At 65.0% G+C, this 14,724-nt stretch carries 14 protein-coding genes; 9 read left to right on the top strand and 5 right to left on the bottom strand.

Annotated features, from left to right (window positions below; translation table 11 throughout):
* Window positions 1–174 precede the first annotated feature (174 nt).
* From AC1RKI_RS08625 to AC1RKI_RS08615, 3 genes are all read right to left on the bottom strand, one after another.
* Complete coding sequence (locus AC1RKI_RS08625; RefSeq protein ID WP_227461044.1) at window positions 175–675, bottom strand: Ohr family peroxiredoxin; 501 nt, start codon at window positions 673–675, stop codon at window positions 175–177.
* A gap of 15 nt (window positions 676–690) precedes the next feature.
* On the bottom strand, window positions 691–1,446 hold the full coding sequence (locus AC1RKI_RS08620; RefSeq protein WP_492796001.1) for an SDR family oxidoreductase: 756 nt from the start codon (window positions 1,444–1,446) through the stop codon (window positions 691–693).
* A gap of 131 nt (window positions 1,447–1,577) precedes the next feature.
* Window positions 1,578–2,549, bottom strand: coding sequence for a GlxA family transcriptional regulator (locus tag AC1RKI_RS08615; protein ID WP_233474034.1), 972 nt, complete (start codon window positions 2,547–2,549; stop codon window positions 1,578–1,580).
* A gap of 541 nt (window positions 2,550–3,090) precedes the next feature.
* Between AC1RKI_RS08615 and AC1RKI_RS08610 the strand changes: the two genes are divergently transcribed.
* The 4 genes from AC1RKI_RS08610 (at window position 3,091) to AC1RKI_RS08595 (ending at window position 6,615) form a co-directional block, all read left to right on the top strand.
* Window positions 3,091–3,705 carry a flavodoxin family protein gene (locus AC1RKI_RS08610; RefSeq protein WP_244787898.1) on the top strand — a complete coding sequence of 205 codons (615 nt, stop codon included), beginning with the start codon at window positions 3,091–3,093 and terminating at the stop codon, window positions 3,703–3,705.
* 2 nt (window positions 3,706–3,707) lie between these two features.
* Window positions 3,708–4,508, top strand: a complete 801-nt coding sequence (locus AC1RKI_RS08605) for a sensor histidine kinase (RefSeq protein ID WP_227461040.1) — start codon at window positions 3,708–3,710, stop codon at window positions 4,506–4,508.
* Window positions 4,509–4,666: 158 nt separating this feature from the next.
* A complete protein-coding gene (locus AC1RKI_RS08600; RefSeq protein WP_492796003.1) occupies window positions 4,667–5,737 on the top strand; it encodes a LysR family transcriptional regulator in 1,071 nt (356 codons plus the stop codon).
* On the top strand, window positions 5,734–6,615 hold the full coding sequence (locus AC1RKI_RS08595; RefSeq protein WP_244787900.1) for a DMT family transporter: 882 nt from the start codon (window positions 5,734–5,736) through the stop codon (window positions 6,613–6,615). The genes AC1RKI_RS08600 and AC1RKI_RS08595 overlap by 4 nt, the downstream gene beginning before the upstream one ends.
* Window positions 6,616–6,645: 30 nt before the next feature.
* Here AC1RKI_RS08595 and AC1RKI_RS08590 read toward each other — a convergent pair whose 3' ends face one another.
* Window positions 6,646–7,623 carry an SDR family oxidoreductase gene (locus AC1RKI_RS08590; protein WP_492796006.1) on the bottom strand — a complete coding sequence of 326 codons (978 nt, stop codon included), beginning with the start codon at window positions 7,621–7,623 and terminating at the stop codon, window positions 6,646–6,648.
* A 263-nt stretch (window positions 7,624–7,886) separates the two neighbouring features.
* Between AC1RKI_RS08590 and AC1RKI_RS08585 the strand changes: the two genes are divergently transcribed.
* From AC1RKI_RS08585 to AC1RKI_RS08570, 4 genes are all read left to right on the top strand, one after another.
* Window positions 7,887–9,056 (top strand): zinc-dependent alcohol dehydrogenase, encoded by a 1,170-nt coding sequence (locus AC1RKI_RS08585; protein WP_492796008.1) that lies wholly within the window; start codon window positions 7,887–7,889, stop codon window positions 9,054–9,056.
* Between the two features lie 618 nt (window positions 9,057–9,674).
* The gene (locus AC1RKI_RS08580) at window positions 9,675–10,553 is read left to right on the top strand and encodes a gluconate 2-dehydrogenase subunit 3 family protein (RefSeq protein ID WP_492796010.1); all 879 of its coding nucleotides are present in this window, start codon (window positions 9,675–9,677) and stop codon (window positions 10,551–10,553) included.
* Window positions 10,550–12,319, top strand: coding sequence for a GMC family oxidoreductase (locus AC1RKI_RS08575; RefSeq protein ID WP_492796012.1), 1,770 nt, complete (start codon window positions 10,550–10,552; stop codon window positions 12,317–12,319). Before AC1RKI_RS08580 ends, AC1RKI_RS08575 begins: the two co-directional genes overlap by 4 nt.
* Complete coding sequence (locus AC1RKI_RS08570) at window positions 12,316–13,212, top strand: c-type cytochrome (protein WP_492796014.1); 897 nt, start codon at window positions 12,316–12,318, stop codon at window positions 13,210–13,212. Before AC1RKI_RS08575 ends, AC1RKI_RS08570 begins: the two co-directional genes overlap by 4 nt.
* Before the next feature lie 63 nt (window positions 13,213–13,275).
* Here the strand turns inward: AC1RKI_RS08570 and AC1RKI_RS08565 are convergent, their stop codons facing one another.
* Window positions 13,276–13,770 (bottom strand): hypothetical protein, encoded by a 495-nt coding sequence (locus AC1RKI_RS08565; RefSeq protein ID WP_244787906.1) that lies wholly within the window; start codon window positions 13,768–13,770, stop codon window positions 13,276–13,278.
* 161 nt (window positions 13,771–13,931) lie between these two features.
* Here AC1RKI_RS08565 and AC1RKI_RS08560 point away from each other — a divergent pair, with 161 nt between their 5' ends.
* Window positions 13,932–14,705, top strand: a complete 774-nt coding sequence (locus AC1RKI_RS08560; RefSeq protein WP_492796017.1) for a PIG-L deacetylase family protein — start codon at window positions 13,932–13,934, stop codon at window positions 14,703–14,705.
* The last annotated feature ends 19 nt before the right edge of the window (window positions 14,706–14,724 follow it).

Here is a 14,724-nt window from a genome sequence, read left to right as displayed (position 1 = left end):
GGCTCGCCGGCACCGCAGCGACTTCGATGCGGGAACAGCTTGTAGGCATCGTAGTGGCCAACACCGCGCGCCGGTAGTGCCGTCGCGGTGCCCAGTCTGTTGCCGTGCCGACACCAATCCGTGGCGATGTCGTGCAGCGGCGCGGCCAGAGTGAATCGCCACGCAATCGGGCAATCAGTCGATCACGCTGACGATGCTGTGCATGCCCTGCCGCGCCATCTTGGCGTACGGACAGAAGCGTTCGGTGTCGCGCACGAGTTCCTCAGCACGTTCGCGCTGCACGCCGGGCATGCGGATACGGATCTCGGCAATCAGCGCATAGCCGCCGTCTACCGGATCGCGGCCGAAAGAGACTTCCACCGCGACGCTCGCCCGCGCCATGTCGATCTGCGCGCGTTGGGCAAGCAGCGCGAGCGCCCCATGAAAGCAGGCGGCGTAGCCGGCGGCAAACAACTGCTCGGGATTGGTGCCGCTGCCGGGACCACCCATCGCCGCCGGCAGCCGCAAGTCGAGCACAAGGTTGCCATCGTCGGAGCGCGCAACGCCGGACGCGCGGCCATGCGCGGCCTCGCCTCCGGTCACCGTGACGGTGGTGGTGTACAGCGCGGTGAATCCTTGACCCCGATAGCGGTCGAGCAGCGTCAATGGCGGAGGTTGCAACCTCTCGTTATCCATGTCGTTGTCTCCGGACTATTTTTTTTGTCGTGCTTGCGCCATCCATTCTTCGAAGCGGATGTGTCCCAGTCGCGCCGCGCCCTCCGGCACCAGCGTGTCCGGCTGGAGGTCGGCGCCGAAATACTTGGCGGCGGGATCGGACACGACGGTGCGGTGGTCGCCGGTGGCTTCGAGATAGCGCTGCACAAGCTCGCTCATGCGGAAGCGTTCCGGGCCGGCAATGTCGATCATCGCGTTGCGCGGCGTATCGAGCGCGGCGTCTGCCACGGCGTGCGCTACGTCGTCCGACGCGATTGGCTGGATCAGCGCTGGCGTGATCCGGATCGTGTCTTCCTGTGCCGCCGAGTGAGCGATGCTCGGCAGAAATTCGAAGAACTGCGCGGAGCGTACGATCGTGTAGGGGATGCCGGACTGGCGGATCAACGCTTCCTGCGCGATCTTGGCGCGGAAATAGCCGCTCTGCGCCAGTTTGTCGGTGCCGATCACGGACAGCGCAACGTGGTGCGCCACGCCGGCTTCCTTTTCGGCGGCGGCCAGATTGCGGCCCGATGTTTCGAAAAAATGCAGGACGGCCTGATCCTCGAACGACGGCGAATTGGCCACATCTACCACCACCTGCGCGCCTGACAGCGCTTGCGCAAGCCCTTCGCCGGTCAGCGCGTTGACGCCCGTAGCAGGCGATGCCGCCAGCACGTTGCGCCCTTGCGCGGACAGCCGCGCCACCACCTTACTGCCGATCAGACCGGTGCCACCAATCACTACGATTTTCATGATGCATCTCCATGTCAGGAAAGTGGAAATAGTCCACGTGCCTGCATGCTATGGGGCACCATTCACCGACACCAGTCCGGCGCGCAGCGCATGATGTTTCCCTTTTTGCACCAATCGCGGCGACGGCCGGGCTAGCGATTGACCTTCAGCCGGTATTCGCTCGGCGACAGCCCGAAGTGGCGCTGAAAGGTCACGCGCATCCGTTCCTCGCTGCCGAATCCGCACTCGCGCGCGATCACGTCGATCGGCCGGCCCGGATCCTGCAATTGCCGCCGCGCCGCTTCCAGCCTGAAGTGCTCCACTCCCTTGGCGGGCGTGCGACCGGTCTTTTCCTTGTATACGCGCGCAAAGTTGCGGGGGCTCATACCGACATACTCGGCCAGCTGTTCGACGCTCAGCTCTTCGCGCGCAAGGTTCTGGACGATCCACAGGTGCAGCGATTCGAACACCGGCACCTGCCGGCTCTGCGAAATAAGGATCTCGCTCAACTGCGGCTGGCCACCCGGGCGCTTCATGTAGACCGCCAGTTCCTTTGCCGAGTTGAGCGCCACCTCGTGCCCGTAATCGGCTTCCACCATGGCCAGTGCCAGGTCGATGCCGGTGGTCACGCCGGCCGAGGTCCACAGGTTCTGTTGCTGCACGAAAATCGCGTCGGGATCGAGATCGACGGTGGGAAACAGCTCGCGAAACCGGTCCAGCATGGCCCAGTGGGTGGTGGCGCGCTTGCCGTCGAGCAGCCCCGCGAACGCCAGCAGGAACGCGCCGCTGCACACCGACGCCATCCGGCGGGTCTTGCTGGCGGCCTGGGCCAGCCAGTCGATCAGCGCCGTCTCGTTCCTGGCCACTTCAAGGATGGTGGGCGATCCCGGAACGATCACCGTATCGACCACGCGCAGATCGAACGACGCCAGCGACACCGAACTCATTGCGGTGCCCTCCACCGTTGCCACCATGCCGCCGGAAAAACTGGTGGTATGGCATTTGTAGCCCGCCATGCCGCGCGCGCGCGCGTAGTTGGACGCGGCCCAGAACACGGTCTGGGGTCCGGCAAGGTCGAGCAGGCTGACATCTGGATACGCCACGAACAGGATGTTGCGCGGCATGTCTTCAATGTTTCCGGAGACAGGGGGCGATTGGGTCTGATGCATGAGAGGTCTTGCTGTAATCGGGCGATGCTATGTCAAGGGGGCAATCAAGTGCAAGCCTGCGCCTGAACCGTGACACCGGGACTGCCGAGCGCATCGCTCGCGCCGTGCGCGACGTGCGGTGGGCACCAGGCACAGGCTGCAGGAAGGACTCAAGCATTGGCATTGCTGTCATGGTTAGGCTCCCGTCGGTCACGGCCCGTGGCATAGCGCGGCCCGCGGATCAGGCGGGCGGCGCGAAAGCGGCAAGGCAAGTCGGCGGCGAGTCTAGTCAGGGTGACTTCTTATCACAAGCAGGGTAAAGGGGCGGCGCTGTTTCCCTTTTTTCACCAATCGCCGATGAAATGCGTGCGGCGTGGCCCAGACGGCTGGCAGAGTGGCAGAAAAAACGGGAACGCTGTCATTTACGCTCATTTAAGCGCTCATTAACATCGTGTCGAGGTCGGCCAAGGGATGGTCAGTAGCAGCGCCGGCAGTCAATCCAACAGCGAGAACAAACATGACACACGCAGTTCGCGTCGCGGTGGTGTATCACAGCGGCTATGGGCACACGCGCAAACAGGCGGAAGCGGTACACGCCGGCGCAGGCAGTGTGATGGGAGTACGAAGCACGCTGATTCCCGTCGAGGACATCGACGCCCACTGGAGCGAGCTGGACACGATGGACGCCATCATCTTTGGCGCGCCCACTTACATGGGGAGTGCCTCGGCGCCGTTCAAGGCCTTCATGGATGCGTCCGCCCAGACCGTGTTTGCACGCAATGCATGGAAAGACAAGGTTGCGGCGGGTTTCACCAATGCGGCGTCGCGCTCGGGCGACAAGCTCAACACGCTGCAGCAGTTGGCCATCTTCGCCGCACAGCTAGGCATGCACTGGGTGAACCTGGGTCTGCCGCCTGGACACAACAATTCCGCGTCGAGCGAGGCCAGCATGAATCGCCATGGCTACTTCCTCGGCGCTGCAGCACAGTCGGACGCCGACGTCGACGCGGACGACGGCGCAACGCCGGCAGACCTCAAGACATCGGCCTATCTGGGCGCACGCGTGGCGCGTGTCGCGCTGCAACTGGCCGCCGGACGCGCTGAGCTGTCCAAAACCTCACTGACCGCATAGCCATGCTTGCCGAGGAAGAGGCGCCACAGCAGCCGGCCGCCAGCGCAAGACTTCCCGATGCCGAGATCGCTGGCCAGGGCCAGTTGCATGCCAACCGGCTCGCACTGCTGGGGCGATGCATGGCCATGATCGTCCATGATGCCGTGCAGCCGGTGGCGTCGGTGGCCACGCGCGGCCAGTCGGCACTGCGCTGGCTCAGGCACGATCCTCCCGATATCGCCGCCGCCACAGCCTCGCTGGAACGTTTGGTGGCCGACGCGCAGCGCGCCGCCGCGGTGCTGGCGGAACTCGGCGCGCTGGCGTCGCCCGCACCGCGGCCACGCCAGCCGCTGCGGATCGATGCGCTGCTGCGCGACACGCTGCACTGGATGGAAGACGATCTGCGGCGTCAAGGCATCGATGTGATGCTCGATATTCCCGACCAAGGCATCGTCGTGATGGCAGAGCGCGCCGCACTGCACCAACTGTTCGTGAACCTGATCGTCAACGCGATGCAGGCCATGTCGAACACGCCGCTGCACGCGCGCCAGTTGACAGCGCGTCTGTCAACCTGCGCAGGCGAGGCCGTGGCGACGATCAGCGATCGCGGCTGCGGCTTTTCCGCCGAAGCTGCGCCGCGTCTGTTCGAAGCGTTCTACACCACCAAGGACGACGGCATGGGCGTGGGCCTGGCCATCTGCCGGCACATCGCCACGTCCCACGGCGGGGCCATCCGTGCTGAATCCCGCCGCACCGGCGGGGCGCGTTTCGTCGTCAGCCTGCCGTTGGCCGATCAGGCCGCGTGCTGCACCTTAGCGAGGTAGGCATGGATCTGCGACACGAGCGCCGCGCCCTCGCCCACCGCCGTTGCCACACCTTTAGTGGATCCGGAGCGAACGTCGCCCAGCGCAAACAGCTCGGTGTGCGCATGCTCGGTGAAAACACGCCAGCTGGATGACGAGAATGCTCAGGGGAATAAAACATGGAATCGACGCAACAGGCGGGCACCTCGGACCGCAATTTCCGCATCAGCCTGCCCAATCGGGCTGACGCGCTGTCCACCAGCTTTGCCGCAAGCTACGCGGGCATCATGGCGTTCATGGCGGTGGCCAGCGAAGGCAGCTTCGCCAAGGCGGGCGAGCGCCTGGGCATCGGGCGCTCGGCTGTCAGCCGCAACGTTCAGAAGCTGGAAACGCAACTGAGCACGCGGCTGTTCCTGCGCACCACGCGCACCACGCAGCTGACGCGCGAAGGCCAGCGCTTCTTCGAGAACTGCCATCAGGGCGTCACGCATATCGTCGAGGCCATGAACGACATGCTGGAACTGCGCGAAGGGCCGCCGCGCGGCCTGGTGCGTATCAGCGCCACTGTCGGCTTCGGGCGCAAGGTTGTTGCGCCGTTGCTCGACCTCTTCGTCAAGACCTATCCAGACATCGCCATCGATCTACTACTCGACGACCGGCCGACCGACTTTGCCTCCGAACGGATCGACGTGGCGTTTCGCAACGGACGGATCGAGGACTCCAGCATCATCGCCAAACAACTGATTCCGATGCAGATGGCGCTGTGCGCCGCGCCATCGTACGTGGCGCGACATGGCCTGCCGCAATCGCTGGACGAGCTGACCGAGCATGAATGCATCAACTTCCGCTTTTCCAGCGGACGCATCTTCGAATGGGAGTTCAAGATCGACGGCATCGTCCGCAAGTTCATGCCCAAGGCGCGCATGACGTTCAACGACGCGGACCTCGTTCTGCATGCGGTGCGGCAGGGATGGGGCATCGCGCAGATGTCGGGCTACCAGATCCGCGACCATGTGGCCGCAAACGAGCTGGTCATCGCATTGGCGCGCCACGCCCCGGACGACCGTGGCCACTACATCTGCTACCTGAGCCGCCAACACCTACCCACGCGCATCCGCGTGTTTATCGATTTCATGACCGAAAAGATCCGCGCCCTCAATATCGACTTTCTCACCAACTTCAATCCGGACTCTCTGCCGCCGCCCGGCCCCGATGTATCGACCGACCACGTTACAGGGGTGGCGGCATGAATGCCGTGGCATGGCTATGCGCGATGGGCGCGATTCTGCTGTGGGCGTCGTTTGCTACGTTGGTATCGTTTGCGCCGAACGTGCCGCCGTTTCTGCTGACCGGCCTTGCGCTATGCACGGGCAGCCTGACCTGTTTGCATCGCGTGCGCGAATGGCGCGTGCCGCTGCGCACGCTGGCATTCGGCGTGACGTGCCTGTTCGCGTACAACGCCGGGCTGGTTTTGGCATTCCGTCTCGCGCCCATCGTCGAGGCCAACCTGATCAACTACCTGTGGCCGCTGATCCTGGTATTGCTGGGCACCACGGTGTGGCACGGCGTCGATTGCATGGCCAAGCTGCTGGGGGCGCTGCTCGGCTTCGGCGGCTGCATTCTCGCCATCACGTCCGGATCGGGCTCGGTGGCGTTCAGCGGCGACTATGCCGTCGGTTACGCGATGGCGCTGCTGGCGGCGCTGGTCTGGGCCGTCTATTCGCTGGGCGCGCGATGGCTGCCGCCGTTTTCGTCATGGGCCGTTGGCGGCTTCTGTCTGGGCGCCGGGTTGCTGGCCATCGCCAGTCACCTCGTGTTTGAAGACACAGTTGCGCTGTCCGGCGTGGAGACTGGCTGGATCCTGGCGATTGGCCTGGGTCCGCTTGGCATCGCGTTCGTGCTGTGGGATCGCGCCATGCGTAGTGCAAACGCGGCACAGGTAGGCATACTCGGCTACTGTACGCCGGTGCTGTCGATGATCTGCCTGGCACTTGCTGCACAGGTCACGGAGCGCAACTGGTCGATGGTGTTCCTCGCGTGTGCGTTGATCATGGCGGGCCTCGGCGTGGCCACGGTAGGCCCCGACGTCTGGCGGCGCATGAGCGGTGTTCGCATGCGCAGTGAATGATCGGCGCGGCGCTGAAGCGGGACGCGAGCGCTAGCGGTGTCGCGTGCGCTGGAGAAGCAGCAGTCCGGCCGCCAGCAGTGTGCCGGCCAGCAATGCGTTCTGCACCGCGCGTCCGCGCTGCGCGCCGCGCCAGCCGCCGTCGATCGACATGCTGCCCTTGCTGGGTTCGAACAGGTTGCCGGCCGTGACCGGAACCTTGGGCGCGTTATCGAGATAACGGCGCAGCGTACGGAATGACACGACGCGCACGCCCGCCGGCGCAACGGCATTGGCGATCTTGGCGAGTTGCGCAACCATGCCGACCGTCACGGCGCGACGGCGCGCGTCTTCGATGGCGCGCACGATCGCATGCGCCACTTCGCGCGCATCGTAAAGCGGACGCGGCGGCTTGAGCATGCGCCCCGTGTAGTTGGCTCCGTGACGAAATCCCGGCGTATCGATCACCGATGGAAAGATGTCGCACACGCGGATCTCGGGCCACGGCACCAGTTCCAGCCGCAACGCCTCGGAGAATCCGCGCAGCCCGTACTTGCTCGCGGAATACGACGTGGCCAACGGCGAAGGCGCCCACGCGCCGAGCGACAGCACGTTGACCAGCGTGCCGCGTCCTACGCGCTTGAAGTACGGGATGACCGCATGCGCGCCGTACATGTAGCCAAGAAGGTTGGTGCGGATGACGCGCTCGTGCGCTTCGGCCGGAATATCCTCGATCTGTCCTACTGCGCCAACGCCGGCGTTGTTGATCCACACGTCGATTCTGCCGTCGCCAAACTCGCCGGCCTGCGCCGCAAGGCGTTCCATCGCCGCAGAATCGGTCACATCGGTGGGCACCACCAGCGCGCGTGCGCCTTTTTCGCGGCACACCGCCGCAGTAGCCTCCAACGCCTCCTCGCGCCGCGCCGCAAGCACCAGGCGGATATCGTGATAGGCGAGCGCCTCTGCGGTGGCCCGGCCGATTCCGCTGGACGCGCCGGTCACGACAATGGTTGTGGGTCCTTTTGCCAGCATGGTCTTCCTCCGGTAAGTGGCGCGATGCCAAGCATATTTCGGTCCCGTCCGCGCGCCATGCGCCGTGGACCGTTTGCAATGGTGCGCTTGTAATCGATGCCGGTCACATGTACATAGCGGCTGTCCGTGTACTGCGTTGGCTTGCACCGGGTTTCCCTCGCGCGCGGCGTGTCGCACTCACGGGCACGCTCCGTGCGTCGGCGAGGTTTCCCCGGGACCAGCCCTCGACTGGTTCTGCCGACGATCACTGCCTGGAGCCGAATATGAAAGCCCTTTGCTGGCACGGCAAGCACGACATCCGCTGCGATACCGTTCCCGATCCTGCCATCGAACACCCGCGCGACGCCATCATCAAGGTCACCAGTTGCGCCATTTGTGGATCCGACCTGCACCTGTTCGACGGTTTCGTGCCGGGCATGGAAAAAGGCGACATCATGGGCCACGAGTTCATGGGTGAAGTCGTGGAAGTCGGTGCGGAAAACACCCGCCTGAAAGTAGGCGACCGCGTCGTCGTACCGTTCACGATCATCTGCGGCGAATGTGACCAGTGCCGGCGAGGCAACTTCTCGGTGTGCGAACGCACCAACCGCAACAAGTCCACGGCGGACAAGGTGTTCGGACACGCCACGGCGGGCCTGTTCGGCTACACGCACCTGACCGGAGGCTACGCGGGCGGGCAGGCCGAATTCGTGCGCGTGCCGTATGCCGACGTCGCCCCCGTGAAGATCCCCGATGGCGTCAGCGACGAATCGGTGCTGTTCCTGGGCGATATCCTGCCCACCGGCTGGCAGGCCGCAGCGGCTTGCGAAATCCAGCCCGAGGATATCGTGGCGGTCTGGGGCGCCGGTCCCGTCGGCCAGTTCGCCATCCTGAGCGCAAAGATCATGGGCGCGCAGCGCGTGATCGCCATCGACAACGTGGCCGAGCGGCTTGCCATGGCGGAGCAGCTTGGCGCGTCCCCGCTGAACTTCGACGCGGTCAATGTGGTGGAAGCCCTGAACGAGCTGACCAACGGCAAGGGGCCGGACAAGTGCATCGATGCCGTCGGGCTCGAAGCCCACGCCACGGCATCGCTCGATTCCGTATACGACCGTATCAAGCAGGCTGTGATGCTGGAATCGGACCGGCCGCACGTGCTGCGGGAAATGATGTACGTGTGCCGCCCGGCTGGCATTCTTTCGGTTCCTGGCGTTTATGGCGGCTTTGTCGACAAGATTCCGATGGGTGCTGTCATGAACAAGGGCCTGACCCTGCGCACTGGACAGACCCATGTGAATCGCTGGACCGACGATTTGCTGCAGCGAATCCTCGATGGGCAGATCGATCCGACCATCATCATCACGCATCGCGTTGCGCTGGAAGACGGCCCTGAGATGTACAAGACGTTCCGCGACAAGCAGGACGGCTGCGTGAAAGTTGTAATGACGATGTAGCCGCGCGACGGTGCCAAGCAAGCCCTGGGGCATGGCAGGCGAGCCGCGCCCCGGGGATGCTGCGTTCGTATCGATCGCGAAACTCAGCGCTTGCCTGCAGGCTCGCCGCGCATGTCCGCAGAACCGCCCGATCCGGCCGTGGCGCCGGTACCGGGAAGGCCATCGCTGCCGCCCGCGCCGCGCGATCCCTGCGTGGCGGCGGCACCTGCGGAGTCCGCAGGCCTGGTCGAGGTGGCGGCGCCAGCCGCCCCTGCAGCGGAGGCGGCATGGTTGCTTGCACGGGCCCCTCTGGCTGGCGCAGGCGCGGTGCTGGCGGGTCGGCTCGCTTGGCGGCCATCGGCAACGGAAGCGGCCAACGCGGGGCCGTTAGCGATCAGCATCGACGCAACCAATACCGCAAGCGCAGCCAAAATCGCGGCAGGCGCGCCACATTTCAGGTATCGGGCATCGCGACCGTTTCCTATCATTTGCATCGGGATCACCTCCGTCAGGCCACGCATTTGGTGCGCCATACGCAAGCAGTGCGCGTGCCATGCGACGCGCCGTGTGAAGGGGATGTCACGAATCTTGCTGTCATAGCGGGGTTTTAAGTCACCCGGCCCAATCAGGAGGACCGATATGCAAGACCCATTTCGTCCGTCGCGGCGCCGGCTGTTGAAAGCCATTGGCGCGACAGTGCCGGCCAGCGCCGCCGTGCTGGCCGCCGCGCAAGGCTCCACGCCAAGCGCCGCTTCGCCGCATGGAACGGCGCCTGCCGCGCAGCCGGCAAGTGCGCCGCAAGGTGCCGCGTTGGAAAATCCGGTAGCGCTGTTCTTCAATGCCGACGAAAGAATTACTGTCGACGCCATCGTCGCGCGCCTGATTCCGGCCGACGAACTGGGCCCCGGCGCCAAGGAAGCCGGAGTCACCACGTTTCTGGATCGACAGTTGGGGGGCGCCTATGGCGCGGGCGCCCATTTCTATCGGCAGGGTCCGTTCCAACCCGGTACGCCGGAGCAGGGTTATCAGCTACCGCTGACCCCGGCCGAATGCTACCGGCTTGGCCTGGCGGCGCTCGACCGCGCATGCGAGACGCAATACGGTGGGAAGCGCTTTGCCCAGTTGGACGTCGCCACGCAGGACACGGTGCTGAGCGCGCTGGAAAGCGGCAAGCTGGCGCTGGATCCGCTGCCCGGCCCCGTTTTCTTCCAGATGCTGCTGGACGGCGCCATCGAAGGGTTTTTTTCCGACCCGGTCTACGGCGGCAACCGCGACATGGTGGGATGGAAGCTCGTCGGATTTCCGGGCGCCATGGCCAGCTTTGCCAACGACATCGAACGGCATAACGTCGCCTATGTACGCGCGCCGGTGTCCATCGCCACGGCGCGTCCGCACGCGATGGAAACGCCCTCGCCGTCGAAGCACGCGCAAGGCGCATCGCTGATCGCTTCGGCCGACGATGCGATCTGCCGCAGTCCCGCAGCACCCACCATGCCGCTGACCAAGGACATCCAATGAGCAAGACATTGCCCGCAGTGGATGCCGTCGTGATTGGCGGCGGCTGGACCGGCGCGATCATCGGCAAGGAACTGGCCGCCCGTGGCGTGCGCGTAGTGATGCTCGAACGCGGTCAACCGCGCTGGCCTTCACCCGACTTCCAGGCGCCCGCGATTCACGACGAACTCAAGTACACCCGCCGCCACGCCCTTCATCAGGACACCGCGAGCGAAACCTTCACGTTCCGCAATCGCAGCGACCAGACCGCATTGCCGATGCGGCGCTGGCAGTTTGCCTATCCGGCCACGCATCTCGGCGGCGCTGGCAACCACTGGTCCGGCGCGTATTACCGCTTCGACCCCACCGATTTCAAGCTGCGCAGCCACTACCGGCAGCGCTATGGCGATCGCATCTTCGATGCGGACCTGACTGCCCAGGACTGGCCGCTGACCTACGACGAACTGGAACCGTACTACGACCGCTTCGACTACCTGATCGGCGCCTCGGGTTTTGCCGGTAATCTGAAAGGCAAGCTGCAGCCGGGCGGCAATCCGTTCGAACCATGGCGGTCGCGCCCCTATCCCAATCCGCCGATGAAGGTGCCGTTCGCTTCGGCGCTGTTCGGAACGGCAGCGGCATCGCTCGGTTACCACCCCTATATCCAGCCGTCGGCGCTGTCGACGCGTCCCTACGTCAACAGCGAGGGGCTGCCGATGAGCGCGTGCGTGTACTGCGGGTTCTGTTCGAATTTTGGCTGCGAGCATTTTGCCAAGGCATCGCCGCAGGTGTGTATCCTGCCGGCCGCGCTCAAACAGAAAAGCTTCGAGTTGCGCACCAATGCACACGTGCTCAAGGTGGAACTGGACCGCGCGGGCAAGCTGGCGCGCGGCGTGAGCTATGTCGATGCCGGCGGACAGACGGTGTTCCAGCCGGCGCAGATGGTATTCCTGTGCGCCTTCAGCGTGAACAACGTGCGCCTGCTGCTGTTGTCCGGCATCGGCAAGCCCTACGAGGCCGCGACCGGCCAAGGTGTGGTCGGTCGCAACTTCACGCACCAGACCACGTCGGGCGTGAATCTGTTCTTCGACGAGAAGACCTTGCTGAATCCGTTCATGGGCGCAGGGGCCGCGGCCGTGACGATGGATGATTTCAGCGCCGACAATTTCGATCACGGCCCGCACGGCTTCGTAGGCGGCGGCTACTTGCAAATCCAGGTGGTCAGCGGCGCGCCGATCGGCTATCACCCAACGCCGCACGGATCGCCGCAATGGGGCAGCGCGTGGAAGCGCAACGTCAAGCGCTATTACAACCATTCGGCGTCGATCACGATCACCGGCTCGGCAATGCCCACGCGCGGCACCTATCTCGATCTGGATCCCACCTATCGCGACGCCTTCGGCCAGCCGCTGCTGCGCATCACCTACGATTTTCCTGACAACGACATCCGCATGTCGGCGTTCCTGACCGAGCGCGGCAATGCCATCGGCAAGGCCATGAAAGGTGTGGTGTCGACCGAACCGGGCCCACGCAAACGGCCCTACACATCGACCAGCTATCAGTCCACGCACCTGACCGGCGGCGCCGCGATCGGCGACGATCCGGCAACCAGCGTCGTGAACCGCTTCGGGCAATGCTGGGACGTGCCCAACGTGTTTGTGACCGGCGCTAGCCTGTTTCCGCAGAACTCCAACTACAACCCGACTGGCACCGTGGGCGCCACGGCCTACTGGATCGCGGACGCCATCCACAACCGCTATCTCAAGTCACCGGGGAGGTCGATGGTATGAACGACATCCCCCCGAGCACGTTACCGCGGCGGCTGCCCGTCGTAGTCTGGCTGATCCCTGCGCTTGGTATCGTGCTGCCGGTGGTCGCCGTGTGCTACAACCTGCTGCTCGATCGCAGCGGCGCGCCGGTGCAACGTGCGGCATCGACACAGACGCCCACGCAGGCGACGTCTCCAAGCGCCTCCGAACCATCGGCCGCCAGTGCCACGCAAGCCGAACGGCGCGCCACCGATTTCGTGCCGACACCGGCCGCATGGTCCGCGCTGCTGGCCGCCGCCGCGCCCGCCGATCCCGCACGCGGACAACGGCTGGTAACCCAGGGCAACGGCGCGAGCATGCCAGCGTGCGCCAGTTGCCACGCGCCGAACTCACCCGCGCCGCAGGCGTTCCCCGTGCTGGCCGGCATGCCGGTCGAATACCTCGTCAAGCAGGTGCTCGATTTCCGGCAAGGCTCACGGCAGTCGCCAATCATGCAGCCAATTGCCAAGGACATGACCGACGCGGATATCGTGGCGGCGGCGCGCTACTACGCCAGCCAGCCGCGCCCGCAGACGCCGACATTGGCCACCGATGGCGCTGGCGCCAAACTGCATATCGCTGGAGACAACGCACGCGCGCTGCCGGCTTGCACCAACTGCCACGGCGTTTCCGGCGAGGGAGGCGGCCCCGTGCTTCCGCCGCTGACCGGGCAGCCCAAAGGCTACGTGGCGGCGCAGCTCAATGCCTTTCGCACGCACACCCGCGCCAACGACGACGGCGGCGTCATGCAGGCATTTGCCGACAGACTGACCGATGCCGACATAGCGGGGCTCGACGCGCTCTATACGGGCGCGCCCGCGCCTGCGTCGGCATCTGCGTCGTCTCCGGCTGCCGCGCAGACGGCCGGCAAGTGATTGGGAGCCCAATGCCGGCCGCTGACATGCCGTGGTGTCAGCTCCGGTTCACCATAAGCGCGATCAGCGCCCACCACCCGCCCCGCCGGCGCCACCCGCACCACCGCTGCCGCCGGGGCCACCACCCGATCCACCAGAGCCACCGCCCATGCCCCCGCCCGATCCACCCATCCCGCCGCCAGGGCCAGTGCCCGTCGTGCCGCCGGTGGTGCCTGACATGCCGCTACCCGTTACACCGCTGCCGGACGAACCGGCGCCATACGGCGCATTCCCGATGCCGCTGCCAGTGGTCGGCCCTGATCCCATCGTATTCCCGGAAGTGCCGCCGACCGATGGGTTTCGCTTCAATCCCGGGTTTGCCTGGCCGCGCTGCTGCGTGATGCCGCCCATCGATCCCGAACCAGGAGCGGTCGCACCGCTGTTCGTCGAACCACTGTTGGTGTTGCCGGTGCCGGTCGTACCGCTGGTGCCGGCCGATCCCGATCCAGTCTGGGCGATGGCAGCACCACCGAACAGCAAAGCCATGGCGGAAATACATACGCGTTTTGCAATCGGCATGATCTTCTCCTGTAGACATCGCGATTTCCGAGGCGCTGCGCGCCGCGAAGCTTAACCACCGCAACGGCCGTGCCAAACACCACCCCGCAGCGCTGGCACACATGGTGCGAGTCAGCATTCCCTACGCCGTAACCATCCGCGCAAACTCGCCCGCTTAGTCAATGAATACAGCCCCGCTATTTCAGCTCTGCTCGCCGCTTACGGTAATTTCGCCGCACCTCGACGACGCGGTGTTCAGTTGTGGATGCCTGATCGCAGCCTCCCCCCAAACGGTGGTCGTCACGGCGCTGGCAGGGGTGCCGGAGGTCGACACCAAGCTCACGGATTGGGATCGCGCGGCCGGCTTCAACAGTTGCCAGCAGGCCGTTCTGCAGCGTCGCCAGGAAGACGCACGCGCTCTCGCCTTACTCGGTGCCACACCCGCATGGCTGGATTGCCTCGACGGCCAATACGACAAGCATCAGACGCCGGAACTGATCCTGAAGGCGCTGGTGCGCTGCGCAGCGATCCATCGCGGCGGGACGATCGTGGTGCCGATGGGGCTATTCCACAGCGACCACATCCTGGTGAATCGCGCCTGCATGATGATGGTGATGATGCGGACCGCAACGCTGGCCATGCCGCCGCCCGCAAGTGCAAGTGATGGCGTTGACGACGGCGATGCCGCAGCGCCGACGCAGTGGCTGTTCTATGAGGATGCAATCTATCGCCGGCTGCCCGGTATGCTTCAGAAACGCCTGGTCGACTGGTGGCAGGAAGGTCTTGTGGCGCGGCCGGTGCAGTTTGCCTCGGACGCCCACCACCCGCTGAAAATGCAAGCGGTCGAGGCTTACCAGAGCCAGCTACCGCTATTCAATGTTGAACAGCTGGCCGACATCGGCGCGCCGGAGCGGTATTGGTCGCTCCATCCCGCCACTTGCTACGACAACGACTGACGCACGCCATTGGCGTGCG

It is taken from the genome of Cupriavidus sp. GW822-FHT06G04 (genome assembly GCF_058799075.1).
This window is presented reverse-complemented; position numbering and strand designations above follow the sequence as displayed.